The sequence below is a fragment of the Mycobacterium sp. genome, from assembly GCF_049673265.1.
Taxonomy (GTDB): domain Bacteria; phylum Actinomycetota; class Actinomycetes; order Mycobacteriales; family Mycobacteriaceae; genus Mycobacterium.
On sequence record NZ_JBATXN010000480.1, the window covers coordinates 1 to 24,995 of the forward strand.

Consider the following 24,995-nt stretch of genomic DNA (forward strand, 5'->3'; position numbering starts at 1 on the left):
GGGCGCGGTCCGAAATAGTCGTTGCTGCCGAAGACGAAAATGCCCGGCAGCGAAAGCAGATCGGTGAGGCTCTGGATGACCGAAGGCACCGCCTTGGGGTGTGCCAGGTTGTCGCCGGTGTTGACGACCAGGTCGGGCTCCAGGCTGACAAGTTCGCGTAGCCAGGCCTGCTTGCGGCGCTGACCGGGACGCATGTGGATGTCGCTGATGTGCAGCACCCGCAGCGGCGATGAACCCGGCGACAGCACCGGCATGGTCAGCTCGCGCAGCACGAACGCATTGCGTTCGATGATCGAGGCGTAGCCGATACCGGCGGCGGCCGATCCGAGCGCAACGACGCCGGTGCTTTTCAGAGCAGAGATGGCAGACGGCATGCAGGCCAGCCTACTGCCGTAGGTCGGTTGGCATCAGGCCACACGCCCATGGGACCGGCTATGGCGGCGACGCGGCCGGCGGTGGCGGTGCCAGAATGGGGATCGTGATCGGCGGCAGCCCCGGGATCTCGATGACTTGCGAGCCCACCGGCACCGGACCGCCTTCCGGCGGCGGAGGCGGGGCCGGCGGGATGCCGTTACTGGTCTGGATGGTGACTACCGCACCCGGGATCGTCTGACCGTTGGGTGAGGTTCCGACCACCTCGCCGTACTTGGCGCTGCTGTTGATCGAGTTGGTCTGCTCGGCGACCTGGAAACCGGCGTCCTTCAAGCGCTGACGCGCCTCGTTGACATCCAGACCCGCGACGCTCGGCACCCGCGAACCCGGGCCACCTTCGACATACTCCGGGTCCGTCGGCGGCAGGTGTACGTCGCCGTAGATCGTGGCGATGGGCTTCATCGCGGTAAACCAGGTGCGGGCCGGTTCGTTACCGCCGTAGAGGTTGCCGTCGCCGCAGCGGCGCAGCGGCGAGGAACACAGATCGGACGGCGACGTCGAGTCGTCGTAGATGTAGTTGGCCGCGGCGTAGTGATTGGTGAACCCGACGAAGCCGGATGACCGGTGGGCTTCGGTGGTACCGGTCTTGCCGGACACCGGCAGGTTCCAGCCCGCCGCACCGGCGGAGCCCGCCGCAGTACCGCTGCCGAGAGCGTCATGGCTCATCGCGTTGGCCAGCGTGTTGGCCAGGCCTTCTGGTACCGCCTGGTCGCAGGCTTCGGTGGTAACCGCGACTTGGTTGCCATTGCGGTCAATCAGCTTGTCGATCGGATTCGGTGGGCACCAGGTGCCGCCGGAGGCCAGCGTCGCCGCGACGTTAGACAGCTCCAGCGCGTTCAGCTCGAAGGGGCCCAGCGTGAACGACCCGATGTTCTGCCGCTTGATGAAGTCGGCCAGGCTCTCGTTGCTGTCGGGGTCGTAATCGCGGGCGCTGCCGGGATCGGCGTAGGACCGCAGGCCGAGCTTGATCGCCATATCGACCGCGCGCGGCACCCCCACCAGCTGGATCAGCCGGGCGAAGGCGGTGTTCGGCGAGGTGGCCAGCGCGTCGGTCACATTCATCGACCCGCGATAGTTGCCGGCGTTGATCACGCACCACGTCTCTTTGGGGCAGCCCTTGGCGCCGCCGCTACCCATGCCCTTGGTCTGGAATCGGCCCGGGACTTCGAGTGTGGCGTTGATGCCCATGCCCATCTGCATCGCCGCGGCAGTGGTGAAGATTTTGAAGATGGATCCGGCGCCATCGCCAACCAACGAGAACGGTTGCGGGCGCATGGTTTCGCCGGCTTCGCCGTTCAACCCGTACGTGCGGTTGCTGGCCATCGCCACCACTTTGTGCGAGTTTTTGCCGGGCTTGATCACGCTCATCACACTGGCAATGCCCTCGAGGGTGGGGCTGGCGTAGGTGTCGATGGCGTGCTTGACCGGTTCCTGGACGTCGGGGTCCAAGGTGGTGCGGATCAAGTAGCCGCCCCGCGCCACCTGCTCCTTGCTGATGCCGGCACGAGCCAGGTAGGCCTGCACGTAGTCGCAGAAGAACGCCCGATCACCCGCTGCGATGCAGCCACGCGGTAGCTCCTTGGGCTGCGGCAAGATTCCCAACGGCTCAGCCTTTGCGGCGCGAAGCGCATCGGCCTCGTTGGGCAGATTTTCAATCATGGTGTCCAGCACCAGGTTTCGACGGGCCAGCGCGCCGTCCGGATTGGTGTAGGGATTCAGCGCACTGGTCGACTGGACCAGGCCGGCCAGCAGGGCCGCCTGCTGCCAGTTCAGCTCGGACGCGTTGACACCGAAGTACGTTTGCGCGGCATCCTGCACGCCGAAGGCGTTGTTACCAAAGGACACCAGGTTCAGGTAGCGGGTCAGGATCTCCGGTTTGGTGAAGGTCTTGTCGAGGGTGAGCGCCATCCGAATCTCGCGCAGTTTGCGCGCCGGCGTGGTCTCGACGGCCGCACGCTTCTCGGCGTCGGTCTGGGCGATCACCAGCAGCTGATAGTTCTTCACGTACTGCTGCTCGATCGTGGAGCCACCTCGGGTGTCGACGTCGCCCGATGCGTAGCCGGCCAGCCCGGTCAGGGTGCCCTTCCAGTCCACGCCGTTGTGCTCGGCAAACCGTTTGTCCTCGATCGAAACGATTGCCAGCTTCATGGTGTTGGCAATCTTGTCGCTGGGTACCTCGAAGCGCCGTTGCGAGTACAGCCACGCGATCGTGTTGCCTTTCGCGTCCACCATCGTGGTCACCGCCGGGACTTCGCCCTCGAGCAGCTGGGCCGACGCGTCGCCGACGACTTCGGAGGCCCGATTCGATGCCAGCCCGATACCGCCGACCACGGGAAACAGCAGGGCCGCGACGACGACGCTGGCCAGAAGACAGCACCCGGCGAGCTTGGCGACGGTGATCGCGGTCGTGGGACGCTCCGGCATGGCTACTAGATTAGCGGCGCGGCGACACGTGTTGATTTGAGTGGTGGGTGAGCGATATTTCCGCCAAGGTAACGGCTCAGGTTTTTCTCAGTTGGTGCTCAGCGGTGTATCAGCCGTCGTTTCGTCCCATTTCAGGGGCACTTTCATGATCGGACGGCACGGTCGTCCCAAAAAAGGGTGTATCGGACTGTTGCGTAATTGATACCTGACCACGTAGCTTATGCAGACAATGAGATACAGGTAACACCGAGGCGCACACTGTGGCGCAGATCGCATCGGTCGTCTGGATCTAACACGGAGCCACCGTAACGGTGGCAGGAGCGAAGGGGAATCGCTGGTGTCAGGTATACGGACCGCAGTGCGTAGGACGAGTACAGCACCGACAAGCAACATCTTGTGTGGCGCTGATGCCGAGTCGAGGATCGCGTGGGTTTCCAAGGCATTGTGCCGGGCCGCCGATCCCGACGAGCTGTTCGTCCGGGGGGCTGCACAAAGGAAGGCTGCGGTGATTTGCCGGCACTGCCCAGTGATGCTGGAGTGCGGCGCTGACGCCTTGGACAACCGTGTCGAGTTCGGTGTGTGGGGTGGCATGACCGAACGCCAACGTCGTGCGCTGCTCAAGCAGCACCCCGAGGTGGTTTCTTGGGCGGAGTTCTTCGCTGCACAGCGCAAGCACCGCAGCGTTGGCTAAGTAGCCGTCTGACTAGCTAGTCAACCCCTCAGCGGGCCGCTGTGTGCCCGCATCGTCACCGAGCGCCGTCATCTGGTCGGCGATCGCGCGCAGCGCCTCCAGATCGGAAACGTCGAACGGCAGCGACGGCACCCCGACGATGGCGACGTGCGGATTGGCCCCGGTGAACCGCGACAGCAGGCGGATTTCACGCTTGGACGTGGCCGCCCGGTCAGCGTGGATCTGCAGGACGGCCAATGCTAAGTCCTTCGAGTCTGGTTTCCCAGCACCTTCCAGCTCGCTCTCGAGCGTCTTGGCGCCGTCAATGGCTCGCTCAACCGGTAACGAACACAACATCGGGTGGGTCCGGTTCAGGATGAGCCCGGCCAGCGGCATACGTTCCTCCGAAAGCCGGTCCACAAAGAACGACGCCTCCCTCAACGCATCCGGCTCGGCGGCGGACACCACCACGAATTGGGTGCCGCGGCGCTTCAGCAACGCGTATGTGCGATCAGCTTTTTCCCGGAAGCCTCCGAAGGTGGCATCCAGTGACTGCACGAAACCCGCAGCGTCGGAAAGCATCTGCGAACCGAGAACGGTTGACAATGCTTTCATCGCCAACCCGACCGCGCCGGTGACGAGTCGACCGATGCCGCGCCCAGGCCCCAGCAGCAGCCGCCATAACCGGCTATCCATGAAGCTGCCCAACCGTTTCGGCGCATCCAGGAAGTCCAACGCATTTCGCGACGGTGGGGTATCGACCACCACCAGATCCCAGCGATCCTCGCTGAGCAACTGGCCGAGCTTTTCCATCGCCATGTACTCCTGGGTGCCGGCCAGTGAGGTAGCGACCGTTTGATAAAACTGGTTGTCCAAAATCGACTGCGCCCGATCGGGTCCCGAATACTGGATCACCATTTCATCAAACGTGCGGCGCATGTCGAGCATCATCGCGAACAGCTGGCCGGGCACTTCGGGTGCCAGCGGCACGCGCTGCGGCGAGTTGCCAAGGTCGCTGATTCCCAATGCTTGTGCCAGCCGCTTAGCCGGGTCGATCGTCAAAACCACTACGGTGCGGCCATATTCGGCTGCCCGCAACGCCATCGCGGCGGCGGTGGTGGTCTTGCCGACCCCGCCCGCGCCGCAGCACACCACGACGCGATTAGCGGTGTCGCCCAGGATGGCGGCGATATCTAGTGTCGGCGGTGTGGTACTCATCGAACCCCCTGCTGCGCAAGGGATTCTGAAAGTTCATAGAGGCTACCGAGGTCGACGCCGTCGGGAATGGTCGGTAGCTCAAGGCGGGGCACCTTCAGCTCGTCGAGCTGTTCTGCGGATGCCGCCCGCGCGGTGATCCGGGTGGCGTGCTGAATCGTCTCGGTAAGCAGTCCCGCGAATTCGGCATCGGGGAGCTTGATCCCGGCGGCGGCCAAACCCGCACGCACCGCGTCGGCGTCGACATCGCCCTCGGCGGCTTTGGCGAGATCATCGGGTTGCAGGTACGCCGCGATATTCCGGTTGACGATCACGCTGCCGATGGGTAAACCCAGCCCCTGCAACTCGTCGATCGCCTCCATCGTCTCCTGCATCGGCAGTGCCTCCAGAAGGGTCACCAGGTGGATGGCCGTTTGATCCGAGTGCAGGATCTTCACCACACCCTCAGCCTGCGAGTAAACCGGGCCGCCCTTGGCGAGATCAGATACCGCCCTGGTGACATCCAAAAAGCGGACGATCCGGCCGGTCGGCGGCGCGTCGACGACGATGGCGTCATAAACCGGCAGCTTGTCCTTGCCCACACGGATCACCGATTCCTTGATTTTGCCGGTGAGCAGAACGTCGCGCAGGCCCGGCGCGATCGTCGTTGCAAACTCGATCGCCCCGATGCGCCGCATCGCGCGGCCTGCGATGCCGAGGTTGTAGAACATGTCGAGGTATTCCAGGAATGCTGCTTCGATATCGATCGCCAGCGCGTTGACCTGGCCGCCGTGCTCGGCGGTTGCAATCTTAAGTTCTTTGTAGGGCAGCGGCGGGACATCGAAGAGTTGCGCAATCCCTTGGCGCCCTTCGACTTCGACAAGCAAGACCTTGCGTCCTCCGGACGCGAGAGTCAGCGCAAGCGCCGCGGCCACCGTCGACTTGCCGGTACCGCCTTTGCCGGTCACGAAATGCAGACGGGCCTTCGATAATCGCGATGGCCAGCGCACGCTACTGCCGCCGCTCAGTGTGGTCGCCACCAATGCATGCTAACCAGCGGGCCCGGCTGCTCCTCGCGCTGCTGCCGATAAGCTCAGGCCATGAGCCAACCCACCACATGGGAGTACGCCACGGTCCCCCTGTTGACACACGCCACCAAGCAGATCCTCGACCAGTGGGGTGCCGACGGGTGGGAGCTGGTGGCCGTGCTGCCCGGACCGACCGGCGAGCAGCACGTGGCGTATCTGAAACGTCCGAAGTGAGTGCGTCCGCGCGGCTCGCTGAGCTCGGGATCGACCTCCCAGAGGTAGCGAAACCGTTGGCGTCCTACGTCCCCGCAGTGCGCACCGGCAACCTGGTGTACACGGCGGGCCAGCTGCCGATGCAGGCCGGCACACTCGCCGCGATCGGGAAAATCGGGACTGACGTCACCCCGGAGGAGGGCAAGGCGCTGGCCCGCATCTGTGCGCTCAACGCGCTGGCGGCTGTCGATTCGCTGGTCGGTATCGACGCGGTAACCCAGGTGGTCAAGGTCGTCGGGTTCGTCGCGTCCGCACCCGGATTCAACGGCCAGCCGGGCGTGGTCAACGGCGCATCCGATCTGCTCGCGGAGGTGTTCGGTGATCGCGGCGGCCACGCCCGCTCCGCCGTCGGCGTATCCGAATTGCCGTTGGATGCGCCGGTGGAGGTCGAACTGGTGGTGGAGGTCGGATAACCGCCGTGACCGACACCGCTGAGCCGCTGGCGCATCCTGCTTACGGTCGGCTGCGTCGGGTCACCGAAACCGCATCGGTGCTGCTGGCCAACAACCCGGGCCTGATGACATTGGACGGCACCAACACCTGGGTACTGCGCGGACCGCGCAGCGACGAGGTGGTGGTGGTCGATCCCGGGCCCGACGACGACGAGCACATCGCGAAAATCGCCGACGTGGGCCACATCGCCCTGGTACTGATCAGCCACCGGCACGGCGACCACACCGACGCCATCGACAAGCTGGTCGAGCGCACCGAGGCGCCGGTGCGCTCGGCGGGCAGCGGGTTCCTGCGTGGCCTGTCGGCTGAGCTGACCGACGGTGAGGTGATCGACGCCGCGGGGCTGCGGATCACGGTGTTGGCGACGCCCGGCCACACCGCCGATTCGCTGTCGTTCGTGCTGGACGATGCCGTGCTGACAGCGGACACAGTGCTGGGTCGCGGAACGACCGTCATCGACAACGAAGACGGCAGCCTGGCCGACTACCTGGAGTCGCTACGCCGGCTGCGCGGGCTGGGCGAGCGAACCGTGCTACCCGGTCACGGGCCGGAGCTGGCGAACCTGGAAGCCGTCGCATCGGGATACCTGGCGCACCGCGAGCAGCGTCTCGAGCAGGTCCGCTCGGCATTGCGTGTTCTCGGCGACGACGCCACCACACGCCAGGTGGTCGAGCACGTCTATGTCGACGTCGACGAGGAGCTGTGGGACGTCGCGGAATGGTCGGTGCAGGCGCAGCTGGACTACCTGCGCCGAGATTGACGTTTTGCAGCGAAACACCGAGTAGGCGTCTGCCAAACGTCGATCTCGGGAGCTAGCGCGCGCGCCGAGCGAGCCGCTCCGAGTCGGAGATCAGTACGCTCTTGCCCTCCAGGCGAATCCAACCGCGGTGGGCGAAGTCGGCCAGCGCCTTGTTCACCGTTTCTCGGGACGCGCCGACCAGCTGGGCGATCTCCTCTTGGGTCAGGTCGTGGGTAACCCGCATCGCGCCACCCTCCTGGGTACCGAAACGCTGGGCCAGCTGCAGCAGCTGCTTGGCGACCCGGCCCGGCACGTCGGTGAAGATCAGGTCGGCGAGGTTGTTGTTCGTGCGTCGAAGTCGGCGGGCCAGCACCCGCAGCAACTGCTCGGCGATTTCAGGTCGGTCCGCGATCCACGCCCGCAACGCGTCGCGATCCATCGACACCGCGCGCACCTCGGTGATCGTGGTGGCGCTGGAGGTCCGCGGCCCGGGGTCGAAGATTGACAGCTCACCGAACATGTCGGACGGGCCCATGATCGTCAACAGGTTCTCCCTGCCGTCCGGCGAACGGCGGCCGATCTTGACCTTCCCGGCAATGATGATGTACAGCCGATCACCCGGTTCGCCCTCCGCGAAAACCGTATGTCCCCGGGGGAAGTCGACTGGCTGCAGTTGCTTGGTCAGCGCGGCGACGGCGCTTGGCTCAACCCCCTGGAAGATTCCGGCCCTCGCCAGGATCTCGTCCACGTTGCCCCTTAGCTACTTAAATGACTCTGATATGCACAATTCCGGCGGGTCTAAGGCCCGGATCGGTTGACCGGCCGACCCGCAGTCTAGACGGCAACCATCAACTCGACGTGCCAACGCTACACACGATTGGCATGCTGAGGCGGGCCAAATTGCCGATTCGCCCCTGAATGGTTATGCCGCTGTCTGGGCAAACCGGTGTGCGCGGGACCGGAGATAAAGGCGGCCGTCAACAGCGGATCGGTGTTCGACTCGGCGCCAACGAGTCGATCGGGCAACTCATCGGCGCTACGCCCGATACGACGGTGCAGGCAATCCAAGGCTTCGGGCATTCCATCCCGTGCCAGTGTGTGCACATCGACAGGCTCGGCCTGCGCGAGAAATTCCGCCACATCGCTTGCCGTAACGGTGTTCTCTTCTAAGCCCGCTTCCAGTCGTCCCAGCCCGAAAGTCGCCAGCATGAGCAACCCCGGGATGAATGCCACGAGCAACCAAGACACAAGCAGCTAGTAAACACGGCTAATGTCTCAGCGGGATCACGAATTAGTACTCTGTCGAGGTGACAATGGGCAAACCTTCTCGGGCCGCCACCCAAGTGTCCGGCTCACCGGACACCGCCGCCAAAGACCGTTGGTCTTCGGAAACCCGGACAGGTTTGGTGCGACGAGCTCGACGCATGAATCGCAAACTTGCCCAAGCGTTTCCGCATGTGTATTGCGAGTTGGATTTCACCACACCGCTGGAGCTGACGGTGGCGACGATCTTGTCGGCGCAGAGCACCGACAAGCGGGTGAATCTCACCACGCCAGCCCTCTTCAAGCGCTACCGCACCGCACTTGACTACGCACAAGCAGACCGCGAAGAACTCGAAACCCTCATCCGCCCCACCGGCTTCTACCGCAACAAGGCGTCGTCGTTGATCGGGTTGGGGCAGGCATTAGTCGAGCGATTCGACAGCGAAGTGCCCGCCACCATGGACGAGCTCGTGACCCTGCCCGGGGTGGGCCGCAAGACCGCCAACGTCATCCTGGGCAACGCGTTCGATATCCCCGGAATCACCGTCGACACGCATTTCGGGCGGCTGGTTAGGCGCTGGCGCTGGACGGCCGAAGAGGACCCGGTCAAAGTCGAGCATGCGGTCGGCGAACTCATCGAACGCAAGGAATGGACCCTGCTCAGCCACCGGGTGATCTTCCACGGTCGCCGGGTGTGCCACGCCCGCAAACCGGCGTGCGGGGTCTGCGTGCTGGCCAAAGACTGTCCGTCGTTCGGAACTGGCCCCACCGAACCGCTGATCGCTGCCGCCTTGGTGCAGGGCCCGGAAACCGAGCACCTTCTGGCAATGGCCGGGTTGTAGGCGCAGCACCGCCCATCCGATGACTACTTTCACGCCCCGAACCGCCCGCTGGACCGTGGCGGTGCTGGTGGTCGTGGCGGCGTTGATCGCGGCGTTACTGGTTGCGCTGCGTGATAGTCCCCCGCAAGCGGGGGGACCCCCACGCCCTAACGCCCCAGCGACCGGCTCCGGCCGCACGCATCGCGACGCCGACACCCCAGTGGCGCTGGCCGGACCGCGGAAGCGTGCCGACCTCGCGCCGTGTCCGCACCCGGGCGCCGATCAAGGTCCGCTGGCGTTGCGCGGTGTGACTGCGGAATGCGCGGCCGACGGCTCGGTCGTTGACGTCGGTCCGGCCCTGGCTGGGCACCGGGTGGTTCTCAACTTGTGGGCGTACTGGTGTGCACCCTGCGCGGCCGAACTCCCGGCGATGGCCGAGTATCAACGACGGGTCGGGACCGATGTGACGGTGGTGACGGTGCACCAGGACGAGAACGAGACGGCAGCGTTGCTGCGATTGGCGGACTTGGGCGTCCGATTGCCGACCCTGCAGGACGGCAGCCGTCGGATCGCCGCGGCGTTACGGGTGCCAAATGTGATGCCCGCGACAGTAGAGCTGAAATTGGACGGTAGCGTTGCGCAGACCCTGCCGCGCGCTTTCGCCAATGCCGACGAGATCGCAGCCGCGCTCGGAGATCAGACGGGATGAGGCCCAGCGAGGAGCCGGGCAATTGGACCGCCCGGTGACGTGCGGGCCACGGAGTGGCCCGAGGAGGAACTGGGCAATGGGACGAAGGAGGGTCCGGTGAGCGCAGGCGGCCACGCGCGGGGAACGATCCCGTTGACGCCTGAGCTCGGCCCGCCCTGGCTGCGTCCACTGGTCGACAACGTCGGTCAGGTGCCCGAAGCTTTCCGTCGACGCCTTCCCGCCGACGTACTGGCGATGGTGACTGCAGCCAAGGCGACCGCCGCGCTGCGCAAAGATGGCCGCGACGCAGCAGTGCTGGTGCTGTTCTCCGGTCCCCCATCCGGCCAAGCCAACGGCGCCCTGCCTGACTCTCCTCCTGACGAAGCCGATCTGCTGCTCACCGTGCGTGCCTCGACGTTGCGTCATCACGCCGGCCAAGCGGCGTTCCCGGGCGGCGCCTCCGATCCGGAGGACGACGGGCCGGTGGGCACTGCGCTGCGAGAGGCACGCGAAGAGACCGGCATCGATACTGACAGACTGCATCCGCTGGCCACGATGGAGCGAACCTTCATCGCTCCGTCGGGTTTTCACGTCGTCCCGGTGTTGGCGTATTCGCCGGATCCGGGCCCGGTGGCTGTTGTCGATGAGGCGGAGACAGCAATCGTGGCGCGGGTTCCGGTGCGGGCGTTCATCAATCCGGCCAATCGGCTGACGGTGTACCGCAGCGCCTTGCATCGCCGTTTCGCCGGGCCCGCTTTCCTATTGAATGAAATGCTGGTTTGGGGATTCACCGGCCAAGTGATTTCGGCGATGTTGGATGTAGCTGGATGGGCTAAACCGTGGGACACCAGCGATATTCGGGAGTTGGATGAAGCGATGGCCTTAGTCGGCGACGAGGATGATGCCTGATGACCTCATCACAATGGCTCGATATCGCGGTGCTGGGCGTTGCCTTGATCGCGGCGATCTCAGGCTGGCGTTCGGGTGCACTCGGCTCTCTGCTGTCATTCGTCGGTGTGATACTCGGCGCGGTTGCCGGCGTCCTGCTGGCCCCGCACCTGGTCGCCCAGATCAGCGCGCCGCGGGCCAAGCTGTTCGCCGCGTTGTTTCTGGTCCTGGGGCTGGTCGTCGTAGGCGAGGTCGCTGGTGTGGTGCTGGGTCGCGCGGTGCGCGGCGCGATCCGCAGCAACTCAGTCCGATTTTTCGACTCGCTGGTCGGGGTGGCGGTGCAGCTGGTGGTGGTGCTGGTGGCGGCATGGCTGCTGGCGATTCCGATAACCGCGTCGTCGGGCCTGCCGAGCTTGGCTGCCGCAGTGCGGGGGTCGCGGGTGCTGGCTCAGGTCGACGGGGTCGCACCGCCGTGGTTGAAGACGGTGCCCAAGCGGTTGGCGTCGATGCTGAACGCCTCGGGGTGGCAGGAGGTGCGGAATCCGTTCGACCCCACCCCGATCGCACGGGTGGCGGCCCCCGATGCGGCGCTGGCCAACAACCCGGTGGTCGCGGCCACCCAACCCAGTGTGGTGAAGATCCGTGCGATTGCGCCAAGTTGCCAGAAAGTGTTGGAGGGTACAGGATTTGTCCTCTCGCCGGACCGGGTGATGACCAACGCACACGTTGTGGCCGGTGCCAACAGCGTCACCGTGGAGGCCAGCGGTAATCCGTATGACGCCACCGTGGTGGATTACGACCCAACGGTCGACATCGCGATTCTGGCCGTCCCTAACCTGAAGCCCGGACCGCTGGCATTCGCCAACACCCCAGCGAGGTCGGGAACCGAGGCAATAGTGATGGGCTATCCGGGTGGCGGAAGCTTTGTGGCAACCCCGGCCAGGGTCCGGGAACTCATCGAACTCAGCGGGCCGGACATCTACCGGAACGCGACGGTCAACCGCGAGGTCTACACGGTCAGGGCCAGTGTGGAGCAAGGCAATTCGGGCGGTCCCTTAATCGATCTCAACGGTAATGTGCTTGGTGTGGTGTTCGGCGCGGCGGTCGACGACAACGACACCGGTTTCGTCTTGACGGCCAAGGAGGTGGCCGCTCAGCTGGCGCACATCGGCGACACCGCGCCGGTGGCCACCGGGGAATGTGTCAGCTAAGCGGCGAGCGGTACACCCGGTCGAGGAAGCGCATCAGGTGGCCGTTGACTTCGTCCGGCATTTCTTCGTGGCTGAAATGTCCTGCGCCGGATACTGATACGTAACGACCGTGCGGCGCGTAGCGCTGTGTTCGCTCGACCGGGTCGGCTAGCACGTACGGATCGGCATCACCGTGAATGTGCAATAACGGAAGGCCGGTGCTTCTTTTCATAGATCGCATGAAGCGGCGACCCTCTTCACGCAGCTGGCTACGCACCGCCCACCGCTGATACTCCAGCGCCGAGTGCGCTGCTGACGGAATTTGAATCGCCTGCCGCAGATGACCGATCGTCTCGGAAAAGTCTTCGGATGCAACCCATTTCGCGCTAGCGCGGCTACGCACCAGATGTTCGATCTCCGCGCCCTTATGCCGGGTCAGTGCGCGCTCCGGCCAGATCGGCACCTGATATCGCAGCAGCGGCGGCAACAGTGCGCGGCCCTGATCGCGGCGGGTGAGCGCCGAGCGGCGCAGCGCGGCGGGGTGCGGCGAACTGACTACTGCGATGGCGCGGACCAGCCGTGAATGAAGGACCGAGGTTGCCCAGCACACCAGCCCACCGTCGGCATGCCCCACCAGCGTCGCCGACGTGTGTCCCAGTGCGCGGATCAGTCCGGCGGTGTCCCCCGCGAGTGTCCAGCCGTCGTAGCCGCGCGGCGGTTTGTCGCTGCCGCCGTAGCCTCGTAAATCCACCGCGACCACCCGGGCTCCGCTCAAACCGCGTAGCTGGTGACGCCACGACCACCAGAACGAGCCGAAGCCGTGCAGCATGATCACCAATGGGCGCGCGGTCAGAGGGGTGGTTGCAGCGCTGTCGACGGGCGTTGCCTCGACGACATGGAATCGAATGCCGTTGGCGTGCACGTCCAGATGGCGCCATGGCCCGTCGATACGGGTCACCGACGGATCTGGTGGTGCCATCTACCAACCCGAGGGATCGGCGGGCGTCCCGCCTTGCGGCGAACTGAGCGCGCGTCCGGAGCCCTTGTCGTGGCCTGGCGTGAATGCCGTCCGGGTCTCCTTGACCGATTCGATGGTCTGCCGTGGTCCGCGAATGCGCCGCACCTTCAGGTAGCCGAACAAGGCCAGCACCGCAGTAAACACCACCATGATTCCGAACACGATCAGGAAAGCCACCCAGCGCCACAGCCAGGTATCCAACAGTTCCGCGAGGAAAAAGAAGAAAAAGAAAGTCGAGTAAAACCCCACCACCAGCGCCGAGATGAAGTAAACGCTGCCGGTCAGACCTTTTTTGACATCCCGGGTGATTTCCGAGCGGGCCAGTTCGACTTCGGCACGCACCAGCGTCGACATCTGCGCGGTGGCGTCCTTGACCAGCTCACCGATGGACGGTTCGACGGACAGCGCGTGCGGGTCGGTCAGCGGAATCGTGGTCAGCGTACGAGGAACCCCGTCCTTGTCGGCGTTTTTGCGATCCGGCTTGCTCACGGACGGTCCTCCCGGCTGAATCTGATGTCCGGCTCCTCATCGCGCTTCGCGCTCTGCATGGTCGCCGGACGCTGGCGTCGCGGTTCATGTTGCCATGCGGTCGGTTGCCAGACGAGGCCAACCGGGCACGGCGCTCGGTCAGGGAACGACGGTGTCGGGCGGTGCTCACGCTAGACTGACGCCGCCGCTTCGGGTACACCGCCAAGGTTGTCGACGGGAGTATTGCTTTGCAGACCACGTGCCGTCGGCTGCTTGGCGTCGCGGCGGCGTTGGTCACGCTGACATCGGTCGGCACGGCCGGGCTGCGCGACGTGCGGGCCGGAGCCGACGACAGACTCCCGCTCGGAGGCGGCGCGGGCATCGTGGTCAACGGCGACACCCTGTGCACGCTGACCACGATCGGCACCGACGGCAAAGGCGAACTGATCGGCTTCACCTCCGCGCATTGCGGCGGCCCCGGTGCGGTGGTGGCCGCCGAGGCCGCCAAAGACCGCGGCACGCTGGGGACGATGGTGGCCGGCAACGACAACCTGGACTATGCGGTCATCCAGTTCGATCCGGCCAAGGTGACGCCGGTCGCCAACTTCGGTGGCTTCACGATCAACGGCATTGGGCCGGACCCGGCGTTCGGCGAGGTCGCCTGCAAACAGGGCCGCACGACCGGGAACTCGTGCGGCGTCACGTGGGGCCCGGGTCAAGACCCGGGCACGATCGTCATGCAGGTGTGCGGGCAACCGGGCGACTCGGGTGGTCCGGTGACCGTCAACAACCTCCTCGTCGGCATGATCCACGGCGCCTTCAGCGAGAACTTGCCAGCCTGCATCATCAAGTACATCCCGCTGCACACTCCCGCAGTGGTCCAGTCGATCAACGCGATCTTGGCTGACATCAACGCCAAGAATCGTCCCGGCGCGGGATTCGTTCCAGTTCCCGCCTAGGCCCGATTGGCGGGCTCCCTGGCGGTTAATTGGCGGCGCGGATCGCGTCGAACACGCCGGGATCAAGCAACGTCGAAGTATCGCCGAGTTCGCGGTCCTCGGCGATGTCGCGCAGTAGCCGCCGCATGATTTTGCCGCTGCGGGTCTTCGGCAATTCGGGCACCACATGCAATTCGCGGGGGCGGGCAATCGGGGAGATCACCCTGGCCACCTCGGCGCGCAGTTCGTCGATGATCTCCTCGCCTGTCGTCTCGGCGTGGTCGGCTTGTAAGACCACGAACGCGCAGATCGCCTGACCGGTGGTGTCGTCGGTCGCCCCCACCACTGCGGCCTCGGCGACCCCGGAATGTCCGACCAACGCCGACTCCACTTCGGCGGTCGAGATGCGGTGTCCCGAAATGTTCATCACGTCGTCGATGCGACCCAGCACCCAGATCTCGCCGTCGGAGTCATAACGAGCGCCGTCGCCGGCGAAATACCAGCCCTGCTCGGCGAACTTCGACCAGTACGTCTCGCGGAAGCGATCCGGGTCGCCCCAGATTCCGCGCAGCATGGACGGCCAGGGCTGATCGAGCACCAGGTATCCGCTGGCGTGCTCGCCCTCGTCGGTCGACGGCGGTGACAGTTCGTTGCCGTCATCGTCGACGATCTTCGCCGAGATACCGGGCAGCGGGGTCATCGCCGATCCCGGTTTGGCCGCGGCGACGCCGGGTAGCGGCGAAATCATCGCTGCGCCGGTCTCGGTCTGCCACCACGTGTCCACGACCGGTGTGCGGTCGGCGCCGATGACTTTGCGATACCAGCGCCAGGCCTCCGGGTTGATCGGCTCGCCGACCGATCCCAGCAGCCGCAGGCTGGACAGGTCGTGGGCGTCCGGTATATCGCGGCCCCACTTGATGAACGTGCGAATCATCGTTGGTGCGGTGTAATAGATTGTCACGCCGTATTTTTCGATGATCTCGAAGTGCCGGTGTTGGTTAGGCGTGTCCGGCGTGCCTTCGTAGAGAATGTCGGTCACGCCGTTGGACAGCGGGCCGTAGACGCTGTAGGTGTGCCCGGTAACCCAGCCGATATCGGCTGTGCACCAGAACACGTCGGTGTCCGGCTTGATATCGAAGATGTGGTGGTGCGTGTAGGACGACTGGGTGAGATAGCCACCGCTGGTGTGCACGATGCCCTTGGGCTTGCCGGTGGTGCCCGAGGTGTAGAGCAAAAACAGCGGGTGTTCGGCGTCGAACGCCTCGGCGCTGTGTTCGGGCGACGCCGAGTCGACGACGTCGTGCCACCACAGGTCACGGCCTTGCGTCCACGGGGCGTCTGCGCCGGTGCGGCGGACCACCAGGACGTGTTCGACGGGGCTGTCATTGTCCGCGACCGCTTCGTCGGCCGCCTCTTTCAGGGGCGCCGGCTTTCCGCGCCGGAACTGTCCGTCGGCGGTGATCAGCAGTTTGGCTTGGGCGTCAGCGATTCTGGCGCGCAGCGCCGTTGCGGTGAAACCCGCGAAGACCACGCTGTGCATGACACCCAGCCGCGCGCAGGCCAGCATCGCGATGACGGCTTCGGGGATCATCGGCAGATAAATCGCGACGCGGTCACCGGCCACTAGACCCAGATCGGTGAGCGCGTTGGCGGCTTTGCACACTTCGGTCTGCAGGTCGCGGTAGGTCAGGGTGCGGTCTTCGCCGACCCGCTCACCCTCCCAGTGGATGGCGACGCGATCACCGTTGCCGGCTTCGACGTGGCGGTCGACGCAGTTGTAGGCCACGTTGAGCGTTCCGCCGGTGAACCATTTGGCGAACGGAGCCTCCGACCAGTCCAGCACTTCGTCGAATGGCTTCGACCAGGTCAATCGGTTGGCCTGCTTGGCCCAGAACTCCAGCCGGTCTTGCTCGGCTTCGCGGTACAGCTCGTCGCCGGCGTTGGCGTGCGCGGCGAAATCCTCCGAGGGGGGATATGACGACGGTGCATCAGTGTGCGTCTCGGTCACGCGCACGAGCGTAGTCCGGCGACGATGCAGCCGGTACGGCTGAGGAGGAGGCGGGCAGTCGAGCGTAGTCCGGCGACGATGCGACCGCGTGAGTCAGTGCGATCAGTTTCGGACTGGCTCCAGGCAGTACAGCCGCGCGGGGGACGGGTAGGAGGCCGCCTTGGTTCCCGAAGGACACAGCGCGGTATCGGTGCTGCCGTCGATACGCTTGACGACCTTAATAAGGGGTGGCGTGTCATCGCAGGCCGCCGCCGCAAACGTCGGCTTCGTCGCCGTTCCGGACACCGAATAACACTGGCCCTGCTTGAGGTTGAGCATCAGGCACAGGGTCGTGGTCCCGTCGAAGAGATACGCGTATAGGGAATCCTCACGCTTGCCATCGGGGCAGAGTGCCGGGCCATCGCCTCTAGCTGCGACCTCGAATATCGAGTCCGGCTTATCGCAGTCCTGCGCTGGCGCCGGGGTCGTATTGTTTTCCCGCATGTTGGATTCGGCGATGCACTGACCCACATTTGCCGAACGAGCCGAGCGTCCGGCTTGGAGAGCCGCCCGGCCCACGTGGCCGACAAGGCCGAGCACGCCCAATGTCAACAGGATCGATCCCACCGCGATCAGCGCAGTGCCCGACGATCCGCGCGGAGGCGGCGGCGGATAGCCGCCCGGGTAATGCGGTGGGTACGTTGGCGGCTGAGGAGGTCCCGGCTGCTGCGGGTAGCCCGTGTTCGGTGGAAAGCCCTGTGGCGGCGGTGGTGGATAGCCAAACGGGTAAGGACCCGGCGGTGGGTAACCGGGAGGAGTCATCGGGTTGGCGGGTGGCGGCAGTCGGCGCCGTCGTGAACGCTGCCGAAGACCGGCGATCAACAAGATCAGCCCCACCACGGGGATGGCGATCAGCCCGGTCAAATACCCGACGTGCTCGGCGACGGTACCCTCGGCGAGTTCGGTGACAATCACTCCGGGATTGTAGTGGTGACAACGGATCGGAGGAGGACGCTTGCGTCGGTTGAGCATCGCGGCGGCGGCCGTGATGCTGCTCGCCGTCACACCGCTGGCCGGCTGCGGGGTTGGCAATGTCCGCACCGACGTGGTGATCGTCAACGCAGGTGAGCCGCAAAACCCGCTGATTCCGACTAATACGAATGACAGCAACGGCGGCCGGATCATCGACCGGCTGTTCGCCGGCCTGATGTCGTATGACGTTAACGGCAAAGCCGAACTGGAGGTTGCTCAGTCGATCGACACCACCGACGACGTCAACTACCGGATCACTCTGAATCCCGGGTGGAGGTTCAGCGACGCCACACCGGTCACCGCGCACTCGTTCGTCGATGCCTGGAATTACGGCGCGCTGGCCACCAATGCCCAACTACAACAGAGCTTTTTCAGCCCGATCGCCGGTTTCGACGACGTCGCCGCGGCGAAGCCGACCGCGACCACGATGTCCGGCTTGCACGTTGTCGACGATCACGTGTTCACCGTGCGGCTCAAGGCGCCCACCATCGATTTCAAACTACGGCTTGGGTTTTCGCCGTTCTATCCGTTGCCGGATGCCGCGCTCAAAGATATGACGACCTTCGGCCAGCATCCGATCGGCAACGGCCCCTACAAGCTCGCCGACGCGCCCGGGGGTGCGGCCTGGCAACACAACGTCAAACTGGATCTGGTGCCCAATCCCGGCTACCACGGCATCCGGCTACCGCAGAACAAGGGGCTGCGCTTCGTCTTCTACGCGAACCTGGACACCGCGTACGCCGACTTGCTGTCGAGCAATCTCGATGTGCTGGACACGATTCCGTCCAGCTTGCTGTCGGTCTACCGCAGAGATCTCGGCGATCGGTACGTCAGCGCACCGGCGGCGGCGAACCAGACCCTCGACACCCCACTACGGCTGCCGCATTTCGGCGGCGAGGAAGGCAGGTTGCGCCGGCTGGCGATCTCGGCGGCGATCAACCGGCCACAGATTTGCCGCCAGATCTATGCCGGAGCGCGCGCACCGGCACGTGAATTCACCGCAAGTTCGCTGCCCGGTTTTGACCCGCACGTCGACGGCAACGACGCACTCGACTTCGATCCGGACCGGGCGCGGCGGCTGTGGTCGCAGGCCGATGCGATTTCGAAATGGTCCGGCCGATACGCGATCGCCTACAACGCCGACGGCGGGCACCAGGAGTGGGTGGATGCGGTGGCCAACAGCATCAAGAACATTTTAGGTATCGATGCGGTCGGTGCGCCGCAGCCGACCTTCGCCACGTTTCGCACCCAGATCACCACCCGGCGCATATCCACCGCCTTCCGCGCCGGTTGGCAAGGTGACTTCCCGTCGATGCTGGAGTTTTTGGAGCCGCTGTTCGTCACCGGGGCGGGCGCGAACGACGTCGGCTATTCCAACCCGCAATTCGACGCCGCGCTCGCCGGGGCCGAAGCTGCGCCCGACTTGCCTCAGTCGTTTGCCCTTGCCAACGCTGCCCAGCGAATCCTGCTGCGGGACATGCCCGTCGTCCCGCTGTGGTACACGGTCAGCGTGGCTGGAACATCAGCGGCGGTCAGCCACGTGGCGCTGACCTGGAACGGCCTGCCCGACTACGAGCACATCGTCAAGGCTTGAAATGGGTTGGTATATCGCTCGCCGTGTCGCGATCATGGTGCCGGTTTTCCTCGGCGCCACGCTGCTGATCTATGCCATGGTCTTTCTGCTGCCCGGCGATCCGATTGCCGCGCTGGCCGGTGACCGCCCGCTGAGTCCCGCGGTGGCCGCGCAACTGCGCGCCCAATACCACCTCAACGACCCGTTCCTGTTGCAGTATTGGCATTATCTTATCGGCATCATCCACGGCGACTTGGGGCGCGCCTACTCCGGGCTGCCGGTCAGCACCGTTCTCGCCCAAGCGTTTCCGGTGACGATCAGGCTCGGCTTGATTGCCCTGGCAGTGGAGGCTGTCCTTGGAATCGGCTTCGGCGTGATCGCCGGGCTGCGCCAAGGCGGAATCTTCGACGCGACGGTGCTGATCACCAGTCTGATCGTGATTGCGGTTCCGATCTTTGTGTTGGGGTTTTTGGCGCAGTTCGTCTTTGGGGTCCGGCTGGGTGTCGCCGCGGTAACCGTCGGTGATCAGCCGACGTTCGCGCGGCTGCTGCTGCCCGGAGTGGTGCTCGGATCGGTGTCTTTGGCGTATGTGGTGCGGTTGACTCGCTCTGCGGTGGCCGCCAACGCCCACGCCGACTATGTGCACACGGCGATGGCCACCGGCCTGTCGCGCCCCAGGGTGGTCACCATCCACGTCCTACGCAACTCACTGATCCCGGTGGTGACGTTCTTGGGCGCCGACCTCGGAGCGCTCATGGGCGGGGCGATCGTCACCGAGGGCATCTTCAACATCCACGGTGTGGGGGGAGTGCTCTATCAGGCGGTCACTCGCCAGGAGGCACCGACGGTGGTGTCGATCGTGACGGTGCTGGTGGTCATCTACCTAGTGACCAATCTGGTCGTGGATTTGCTGTACGCGGTTTTGGATCCCAGGATCCGCTATGGGTGAGCGAGGCACTGAAATGCTTGGCAGCACCGGGTTTTGGCGTGATACCTGGTGTGGATTGCGACGCCGTCCAAAGTTTGTCGTCGCGGCCACACTGATCGTGTTCTTCCTCGTGTTGGCGATATTCCCCACGCTGTTCACATCCGTTAATCCCAGCTATGCCGACCCGTATCAGAGCCTGCTCGCACCGTCGGCGACACATTGGTTCGGCACCGATCTGCAGGGCCACGACATCTACGCCCGCACCGTATACGGGGCTCGCGCGTCGATCACCGTCGGCGTTGGCGCCACCCTGCTGGTCTTCGTTGTCGGCGGCGCATTGGGAGCATTGGCCGGCTTCTACGGCGGCTGGATCGACGTCGTTGTTTCCCGTGTCGCCGACGTCTTCTTCGGAATCCCGCTGCTGTTGGCCGCCATCGTGCTGATGCAGGTCATGCATCACCGGACCGTATGGACGGTGATCACGATCCTCGCGCTGTTCGGTTGGCCGCAGGTGGCCAGGATCGCCCGCGGTGCAGTGCTCGCGGTGCGGGGCAGCGACTACGTGCTGGCCGCGAAGGCGCTGGGGCTGAACAGATTTGGGATTCTGATACGCCACGTGGTGCCCAATGCCCTAGGCCCGGTGATCGCCGTCGCCGCCATCTCGCTGGGGCTATTCATCGTGACGGAAGCGACGCTGTCCTACCTTGGTGTCGGGCTGCCGCCGTCGGTGGTGTCATGGGGCGGCGACATCAGCATGGCGCAGACGCGGCTGCGGGCCGGCTCACCGATTCTGTTCTATCCCGCTGGCGCCCTTGCGCTTACCGTGCTGGCCTTTTTAATGATGGGCGACGTCTTGCGCGATGTCCTGGATTCCACATCACGGACGTGGCGGTCGTGAACCGCTCGGGCGAGCAGCCGCTGCTGAGCGTTATCGGCTTGGAGGTCAGGTTCGGCGACGACCCTCCCGCCGTCAGCAATGTCGAGCTGACTGTGCGCAGCGGGCAGACTGTCGCCGTTGTCGGTGAATCAGGCTCGGGAAAGTCGACGACCGCCGCTGCGATTCTCGGCCTGCTGGCACCGGGCGGCCGAATCACCGCCGGCCGCATTGAGTTCGACGGTGTCGACCTCACATCGTTAGATTCCCGTCGGATCCGCTCGATCAGGGGGAGTGGCATCGGCTATGTCCCACAGGACCCGGCGACGAACCTTAACCCGGTGTGGAAGATCGGCTTTCAGATTCGGGAAGCGCTGCGCACCAATAACGTTAGTGATGTCACGCAACGCTCGCTGCAATTGCTCGATGAAGCCGGAATGCCGGACCCGTCGATTCAGGCCAGACGCTATCCGCATCAACTGTCCGGCGGGATGTGCCAGCGTGCGCTGATTGCGATCGGGCTGGCGGGCCGACCGCGTCTGCTTATCGCCGACGAGCCAACATCGGCACTCGACGTAACCGTGCAACGGCAGGTGCTCGATCATCTGCAGCGGCTGGCCGCGGAACTGGGCACTGCGGTGCTGCTGATCACCCACGACCTTGCATTGGCAGGCGAGCGTGCCGAGCAGCTAGTCGTCATGCGCCGGGGCGGCGTCGTAGAAACCGGTGCGGCGCAAGCGATCTTGAGTGATCCGCAGCATCCCTATACCCGGCAATTGGTCGACTCCGCACCAGCCATGCATCCGGCCGGTGCGACGTCGACCCGACCGCGCAGTGGCAACGCCGCGCCTCTCGACAAGCCCGACGCCGACGCACGCGAACTCCTGATAGCCTCCGGGCTCACCAAAGCCTACCGATCAACCCATGGAAGGCCCTGGCGCAAAGCCGAATTCCGTGCTGTCGATAGCGTGTCGTTTCGTCTGCGCAAAGCGACCACACTGGCTGTAGTGGGTGAATCCGGATCCGGGAAATCCACCCTGGCGCGCATGGCGCTTGGCCTGCTGGCGCCGACTTCTGGGACGGTGACGTTCGACGGCCAAAACGTTGCCGGGCTGAACCGACACGATGCCCTGGCATTTCGCCGTCGGGTACAGCCAGTCTTCCAAAACCCTTACAGCAGTTTGGATCCGATGTACTCGGTGTTCCGGGCCATCGAGGAACCGCTGCGCATTCATCGCGTTGGTAACCGCCACGAGCGTCGAGCGGCGGTGCGAGAGTTGGTCGAACAGGTGGCGCTTCCGGCGTCGGTGCTGGACCGTCGGCCCCGCGAATTGTCCGGCGGGCAGCGTCAACGAGTCGCGATCGCGCGAGCGCTGGCATTGCGGCCCGAGGTGCTGGTTTGCGACGAAGCTGTCTCTGCGCTCGACGTCTTGGTGCAGGCGCAGATACTCGACCTGCTCGCGGAACTGAAGGAGGCATTGGGCCTGAGCTATCTGTTCATCAGTCACGACTTGGCGGTCATCCGGCAGATCGCCGATGAGGTGCTGGTGATGCAAGCGGGCAGGGTGATTGAGCACGCCTCCACTGACGAGGTGTTCATCCAGCCGCAGCACGAGTACACGCGGCAGCTGTTGGCGGCGATACCGGGCGGAGATCGCAAGGGCGGCGAAGCCGGGCGCAGCGGGTCGCCGCCACCAGGTAGGCCTTATGGTGACAGCTCGTGAGTTCTGACCCGTTGGCTCCGCTGATGGCGCTACCCGGTGTCGCCGACGCCAGCGACCAGGCACGCGACGCGCTGGGCCGAGCGCATCGTCACCGCGCCAACCTGCGGCGCTGGCCGGTGACGGCCGCCGAGGCGGCGCTGCGCGCGGCCAGGGCGTCGGCCGTGCTCGACGGCGGTGGCTTGAAACTGGACGAACAACTCGACGTCTCGTCGACCAACGACCCAGTATTCGCGGGCGCACTGCGCGTCGCGCAGGCGCTGGAAGGCGGCGAGACCACCCTGGTTGGTGTCTGGCAGCGCGCGCCGCTGCAAGCGCTGGCGCGGCTGCACATGCTCGCCGCCGCCGACCGGGTCGACGAGGGCCGATTGGGCCGGCCGCGTGCCGACTCCGATGTCGGACCCCGCCTTGAGCTGCTCGCAAAGATCGTCACCGGGGGGTCCGGCGCGCCGGCGCCGGTGATCGCGGCGGTCGCCCATGGGGAGCTGCTGACCCTGGCACCGTTCGGCAGCGCCGACGGAGTGGTGGCGCGGGCGGTGGGCCGACTCGTCACCATCGCCACCGGGCTGGACCCACACGGGCTGGGCGTACCGGAGGTCAGCTGGATGCGCCGCGCCGCCGACTACCGCGACGCCGCCAGCGGGTTCGCCTCCGGGACTCCCAAGGGGATGTCCGCATGGTTGGTGCTGTGTTGTCGCGCCATGCGCGACGGCGCGCAGGAAGCGTTGTCAATCGCGGAATCACTTACTGATTAGGTTGCCGAAACCACGTCGCGGCGAGCGGTTGTGCGGCTGGCGGGAGTGGTCCAGACGGACAAAGCGGGCGACGCTCCGAAGGGTTCGGCTCGCCGCCCGCTAGCACGGGACCCGGTTACCAAGCGTGCAACTCTGGGCTGCGTGGGTGGCCTCGGCGATCTTGCGACACTTCCGGCTGCAACCCCACCCAAAGGACCGTCGACGCCGTCCGCTCTTCGCAATTACGCAGGCCCGCAACACTTCTGCCATCTTCGCGGCTGTGACTCCGCGTGGGTGCCGGGAACCGTGCTGGGTCGCCCAACGAGGGAGATCGAGCCTTCTCTTCCGGAACGATCTTGGCCTCACCGGGCTTCCGTGACTCCTTTGTACTACGTGACCCGGGTCACATCAAGAGTCTTTTGCTTTTCAGATGCCATGAAAAAGCTGAACCGATACCGGTCGGTTACCGGGCAAGTTTGCTGAAGCGTCGGGGCCGCTACAGCGAGAAGCGGCGCAGCAGCGAATAGGTCAACGCTCCGGCGGCCAGTGCGCTAACTCCCACAGCGGCAGTCGTCGCGACCGCGGCCCCCGACGGTGCCGGGATGCGGTCGCGCAGGGACACCGGACGCGAAAACGCCAGCACCGGCCAGCTGCGGGCGGTCGCTTCCCGGCGCAGCGCGCGATCTGGATTCACCACGCTCGGATGCCCAACGACTTCCAGCATCGGCATATCGGTGATCGAGTCGGAGTAGGCGTAGCAATGCTCGAGCGGGTAGCCCTCGCGCGCGGCCAACTCGCGGATCGCGTGCACCTTGCCTTCGCCGTAGCAGTAGAACGCGATGTCGCCGGTGTACCTGCCGTCCTCGACGACCATGCGAGTCGCCATCGCGTGGGTGGCGCCGAGCGCACGCGCGATCGGTGCCACCAGTTCCTCGCCGGACGCCGAGACCACGACGACATCGCGGCCGCACAGCTTGTGGCTGGCGATGAGGTCCGCGGCTTCGGCGAACACCAGCGGCGTGACAATGTCGTGCAGCGTCTCGCTGACAATTGACTTGACTTGTTCGACATCCCAGCCGGTGCACATGTTGGTCAGGTGGATGCGCATCCGGTCCATCTGGTCGTGGTCGGCGCCGGACAGCAGGAACAAAAACTGGGCGTAACTGGACTTGAGCACGGCCCGCCGGTTGATCAATCCCTGGTCGAAAAATGGTTTGCTGAACGCCAGCGTGCTGGACTTGGCGATGATCGTCTTATCCAGATCGAAAAATGCGGCGGTCCGAGGAGTGCGACCGGTGCGAGGCGGTGATGTTTGCTGGTCAGCGGCCGAGTCCGGGACGATCACCGCCCCAGCATAGGGGGATGATGCGACAAACCGCGACGTCCCCTACAAAACAGCCGGTCAAAACCCGTTTCGGTTGCTCGCGACGGCCGTACCGTCGTGCCGCGAGCCGGCTGAACGCCGTGCACAGAACAAAAACAGCTCTTGCGCTGCTAGACGCTGTCATGTGTATAGTAAGCAGTACTCGGCTTAGCCGAGGGTGGATCAGCCCGACCCCCCGGGGCTGATACACGACGACCCTCGCCTCCTCCCCCCCTGGCGGGGGTCGTCTCTTTTGTCGGGTAAGGCCCCCTGCCGCGGCCCCGCGGTTTGCCGGG

At 65.1% G+C, this 24,995-nt stretch carries 25 protein-coding genes; 14 read left to right on the top strand and 11 right to left on the bottom strand.

Features of this window, described 5'->3' with window-relative positions:
- Both WBF82_RS16605 and ponA2 read right to left on the bottom strand, forming a co-directional pair.
- The coding region (locus WBF82_RS16605) for a metallophosphoesterase (protein WP_424384068.1) at positions 1-374 on the bottom strand (374 nt) is incomplete at its 3' end.
- A 58-nt stretch (positions 375-432) separates the two neighbouring features.
- Positions 433-2,856: a transglycosylase/D,D-transpeptidase PonA2 gene (gene ponA2, locus WBF82_RS16610; protein WP_424384069.1), complete on the bottom strand. Its 2,424-nt coding sequence runs from the start codon at positions 2,854-2,856 to the stop codon at positions 433-435.
- A gap of 337 nt (positions 2,857-3,193) precedes the next feature.
- On the opposite strand from ponA2, the gene WBF82_RS16615 reads away from it, so the two are divergent.
- Positions 3,194-3,547, top strand: a complete 354-nt coding sequence (locus tag WBF82_RS16615) for a WhiB family transcriptional regulator (RefSeq protein WP_424384070.1) — start codon at positions 3,194-3,196, stop codon at positions 3,545-3,547.
- A 12-nt stretch (positions 3,548-3,559) separates the two neighbouring features.
- Here WBF82_RS16615 and WBF82_RS16620 read toward each other — a convergent pair whose 3' ends face one another.
- Both WBF82_RS16620 and WBF82_RS16625 read right to left on the bottom strand, forming a co-directional pair.
- Complete coding sequence (locus tag WBF82_RS16620) at positions 3,560-4,744, bottom strand: ArsA family ATPase (protein WP_424384071.1); 1,185 nt, start codon at positions 4,742-4,744, stop codon at positions 3,560-3,562.
- Complete coding sequence (locus tag WBF82_RS16625) at positions 4,741-5,763, bottom strand: ArsA family ATPase (RefSeq protein ID WP_424384072.1); 1,023 nt, start codon at positions 5,761-5,763, stop codon at positions 4,741-4,743. The genes WBF82_RS16620 and WBF82_RS16625 overlap by 4 nt, the downstream gene beginning before the upstream one ends.
- Positions 5,764-5,820: 57 nt before the next feature.
- Here WBF82_RS16625 and WBF82_RS16630 point away from each other — a divergent pair, with 57 nt between their 5' ends.
- The 3 genes from WBF82_RS16630 to WBF82_RS16640 are packed head-to-tail and all read left to right on the top strand — an operon-like array spanning position 5,821 to position 7,234.
- On the top strand, positions 5,821-5,982 hold the full coding sequence (locus WBF82_RS16630) for a DUF4177 domain-containing protein (RefSeq protein WP_005138621.1): 162 nt from the start codon (positions 5,821-5,823) through the stop codon (positions 5,980-5,982).
- Positions 5,979-6,434, top strand: a complete 456-nt coding sequence (locus tag WBF82_RS16635; protein ID WP_424384073.1) for a RidA family protein — start codon at positions 5,979-5,981, stop codon at positions 6,432-6,434. Before WBF82_RS16630 ends, WBF82_RS16635 begins: the two co-directional genes overlap by 4 nt.
- 5 nt (positions 6,435-6,439) lie before the next feature.
- Positions 6,440-7,234: an MBL fold metallo-hydrolase gene (locus WBF82_RS16640; RefSeq protein WP_424384074.1), complete on the top strand. Its 795-nt coding sequence runs from the start codon at positions 6,440-6,442 to the stop codon at positions 7,232-7,234.
- A gap of 52 nt (positions 7,235-7,286) precedes the next feature.
- Here the strand turns inward: WBF82_RS16640 and crp are convergent, their stop codons facing one another.
- Together crp and WBF82_RS16650 are read right to left on the bottom strand one after the other, a co-directional pair.
- Positions 7,287-7,961 carry a cAMP-activated global transcriptional regulator CRP gene (gene crp / locus WBF82_RS16645; RefSeq protein WP_085200145.1) on the bottom strand — a complete coding sequence of 225 codons (675 nt, stop codon included), beginning with the start codon at positions 7,959-7,961 and terminating at the stop codon, positions 7,287-7,289.
- 119 nt (positions 7,962-8,080) lie between these two features.
- The gene (locus tag WBF82_RS16650) at positions 8,081-8,422 is read right to left on the bottom strand and encodes a hypothetical protein (RefSeq protein ID WP_424384075.1); all 342 of its coding nucleotides are present in this window, start codon (positions 8,420-8,422) and stop codon (positions 8,081-8,083) included.
- Between the two features lie 215 nt (positions 8,423-8,637).
- Between WBF82_RS16650 and nth the strand changes: the two genes are divergently transcribed.
- From nth to marP, 4 genes are all read left to right on the top strand, one after another.
- Positions 8,638-9,318, top strand: coding sequence for an endonuclease III (gene nth, locus WBF82_RS16655; protein ID WP_424384076.1), 681 nt, complete (start codon positions 8,638-8,640; stop codon positions 9,316-9,318).
- Positions 9,319-9,337: 19 nt separating this feature from the next.
- Complete coding sequence (locus WBF82_RS16660; RefSeq protein WP_424384077.1) at positions 9,338-10,006, top strand: TlpA disulfide reductase family protein; 669 nt, start codon at positions 9,338-9,340, stop codon at positions 10,004-10,006.
- Between the two features lie 69 nt (positions 10,007-10,075).
- Positions 10,076-10,894 (top strand): NUDIX hydrolase, encoded by an 819-nt coding sequence (locus WBF82_RS16665; RefSeq protein WP_424384094.1) that lies wholly within the window; start codon positions 10,076-10,078, stop codon positions 10,892-10,894.
- Positions 10,894-12,084: an acid resistance serine protease MarP gene (marP, locus tag WBF82_RS16670; RefSeq protein WP_424384078.1), complete on the top strand. Its 1,191-nt coding sequence runs from the start codon at positions 10,894-10,896 to the stop codon at positions 12,082-12,084. Before WBF82_RS16665 ends, marP begins: the two co-directional genes overlap by 1 nt.
- Here marP and WBF82_RS16675 read toward each other — a convergent pair.
- Both WBF82_RS16675 and WBF82_RS16680 read right to left on the bottom strand, forming a co-directional pair.
- Positions 12,077-13,042, bottom strand: a complete 966-nt coding sequence (locus WBF82_RS16675; protein ID WP_424384079.1) for an alpha/beta fold hydrolase — start codon at positions 13,040-13,042, stop codon at positions 12,077-12,079. The genes marP and WBF82_RS16675 overlap by 8 nt on opposite strands.
- Positions 13,043-13,570: a phage holin family protein gene (locus tag WBF82_RS16680; protein ID WP_424077253.1), complete on the bottom strand. Its 528-nt coding sequence runs from the start codon at positions 13,568-13,570 to the stop codon at positions 13,043-13,045.
- A gap of 269 nt (positions 13,571-13,839) precedes the next feature.
- Here WBF82_RS16680 and WBF82_RS16685 point away from each other — a divergent pair, with 269 nt between their 5' ends.
- Complete coding sequence (locus tag WBF82_RS16685) at positions 13,840-14,508, top strand: serine protease (protein WP_424384095.1); 669 nt, start codon at positions 13,840-13,842, stop codon at positions 14,506-14,508.
- A gap of 25 nt (positions 14,509-14,533) precedes the next feature.
- On the opposite strand, the gene acs is transcribed toward WBF82_RS16685, so the two are convergent.
- A complete protein-coding gene (gene acs / locus WBF82_RS16690; RefSeq protein WP_424384080.1) occupies positions 14,534-16,495 on the bottom strand; it encodes an acetate--CoA ligase in 1,962 nt (653 codons plus the stop codon).
- 102 nt (positions 16,496-16,597) lie between these two features.
- Positions 16,598-17,449, bottom strand: coding sequence for an LppU/SCO3897 family protein (locus tag WBF82_RS16695; protein WP_424384081.1), 852 nt, complete (start codon positions 17,447-17,449; stop codon positions 16,598-16,600).
- 73 nt (positions 17,450-17,522) lie between these two features.
- On the opposite strand from WBF82_RS16695, the gene WBF82_RS16700 reads away from it, so the two are divergent.
- The 5 genes from WBF82_RS16700 to WBF82_RS16720 are packed head-to-tail and all read left to right on the top strand — an operon-like array spanning position 17,523 to position 23,357.
- Positions 17,523-19,100 (top strand): peptide ABC transporter substrate-binding protein, encoded by a 1,578-nt coding sequence (locus WBF82_RS16700; protein ID WP_424384096.1) that lies wholly within the window; start codon positions 17,523-17,525, stop codon positions 19,098-19,100.
- 1 nt (position 19,101) lies between these two features.
- A complete protein-coding gene (locus WBF82_RS16705) occupies positions 19,102-20,028 on the top strand; it encodes an ABC transporter permease (protein WP_424384082.1) in 927 nt (308 codons plus the stop codon).
- A 13-nt stretch (positions 20,029-20,041) separates the two neighbouring features.
- A complete protein-coding gene (locus tag WBF82_RS16710; RefSeq protein WP_424384097.1) occupies positions 20,042-20,905 on the top strand; it encodes an ABC transporter permease in 864 nt (287 codons plus the stop codon).
- A complete protein-coding gene (locus tag WBF82_RS16715; protein ID WP_424384098.1) occupies positions 20,902-22,605 on the top strand; it encodes a dipeptide ABC transporter ATP-binding protein in 1,704 nt (567 codons plus the stop codon). Before WBF82_RS16710 ends, WBF82_RS16715 begins: the two co-directional genes overlap by 4 nt.
- The gene (locus WBF82_RS16720) at positions 22,602-23,357 is read left to right on the top strand and encodes an oxidoreductase (RefSeq protein WP_424384083.1); all 756 of its coding nucleotides are present in this window, start codon (positions 22,602-22,604) and stop codon (positions 23,355-23,357) included. The genes WBF82_RS16715 and WBF82_RS16720 overlap by 4 nt, the downstream gene beginning before the upstream one ends.
- A gap of 475 nt (positions 23,358-23,832) precedes the next feature.
- Here WBF82_RS16720 and WBF82_RS16725 read toward each other — a convergent pair whose 3' ends face one another.
- Entirely contained in the window at positions 23,833-24,681 is an 849-nt protein-coding gene (locus WBF82_RS16725) for an HAD-IB family hydrolase (RefSeq protein WP_424384084.1), read from the bottom strand.
- Between the last annotated feature and the right edge of the window lie 314 nt (positions 24,682-24,995).

Excerpts from the sequence above, each read along its gene's own strand:
- ponA2 (WP_424384069.1), bottom strand. The coding sequence starts at position 2,856 with ATGCCGGAGCGTCCCACGACCGCGATCACCGTCGCCAAGCTCGCCGGG.
- WBF82_RS16620 (WP_424384071.1), bottom strand. The coding sequence starts at position 4,744 with ATGAGTACCACACCGCCGACACTAGATATCGCCGCCATCCTGGGCGAC.
- WBF82_RS16630 (WP_005138621.1), top strand. The coding sequence starts at position 5,821 with ATGAGCCAACCCACCACATGGGAGTACGCCACGGTCCCCCTGTTGACA.
- WBF82_RS16650 (WP_424384075.1), bottom strand. The coding sequence starts at position 8,422 with ATGCTGGCGACTTTCGGGCTGGGACGACTGGAAGCGGGCTTAGAAGAG.
- nth (WP_424384076.1), top strand. The coding sequence starts at position 8,638 with ATGAATCGCAAACTTGCCCAAGCGTTTCCGCATGTGTATTGCGAGTTG.
- WBF82_RS16660 (WP_424384077.1), top strand. The coding sequence starts at position 9,338 with ATGACTACTTTCACGCCCCGAACCGCCCGCTGGACCGTGGCGGTGCTG.
- marP (WP_424384078.1), top strand. The coding sequence starts at position 10,894 with ATGACCTCATCACAATGGCTCGATATCGCGGTGCTGGGCGTTGCCTTG.
- WBF82_RS16675 (WP_424384079.1), bottom strand. The coding sequence starts at position 13,042 with ATGGCACCACCAGATCCGTCGGTGACCCGTATCGACGGGCCATGGCGC.
- WBF82_RS16700 (WP_424384096.1), top strand. The coding sequence starts at position 17,523 with ATGCTGCTCGCCGTCACACCGCTGGCCGGCTGCGGGGTTGGCAATGTC.
- WBF82_RS16705 (WP_424384082.1), top strand. The coding sequence starts at position 19,102 with ATGGGTTGGTATATCGCTCGCCGTGTCGCGATCATGGTGCCGGTTTTC.
- WBF82_RS16710 (WP_424384097.1), top strand. The coding sequence starts at position 20,042 with ATGCTTGGCAGCACCGGGTTTTGGCGTGATACCTGGTGTGGATTGCGA.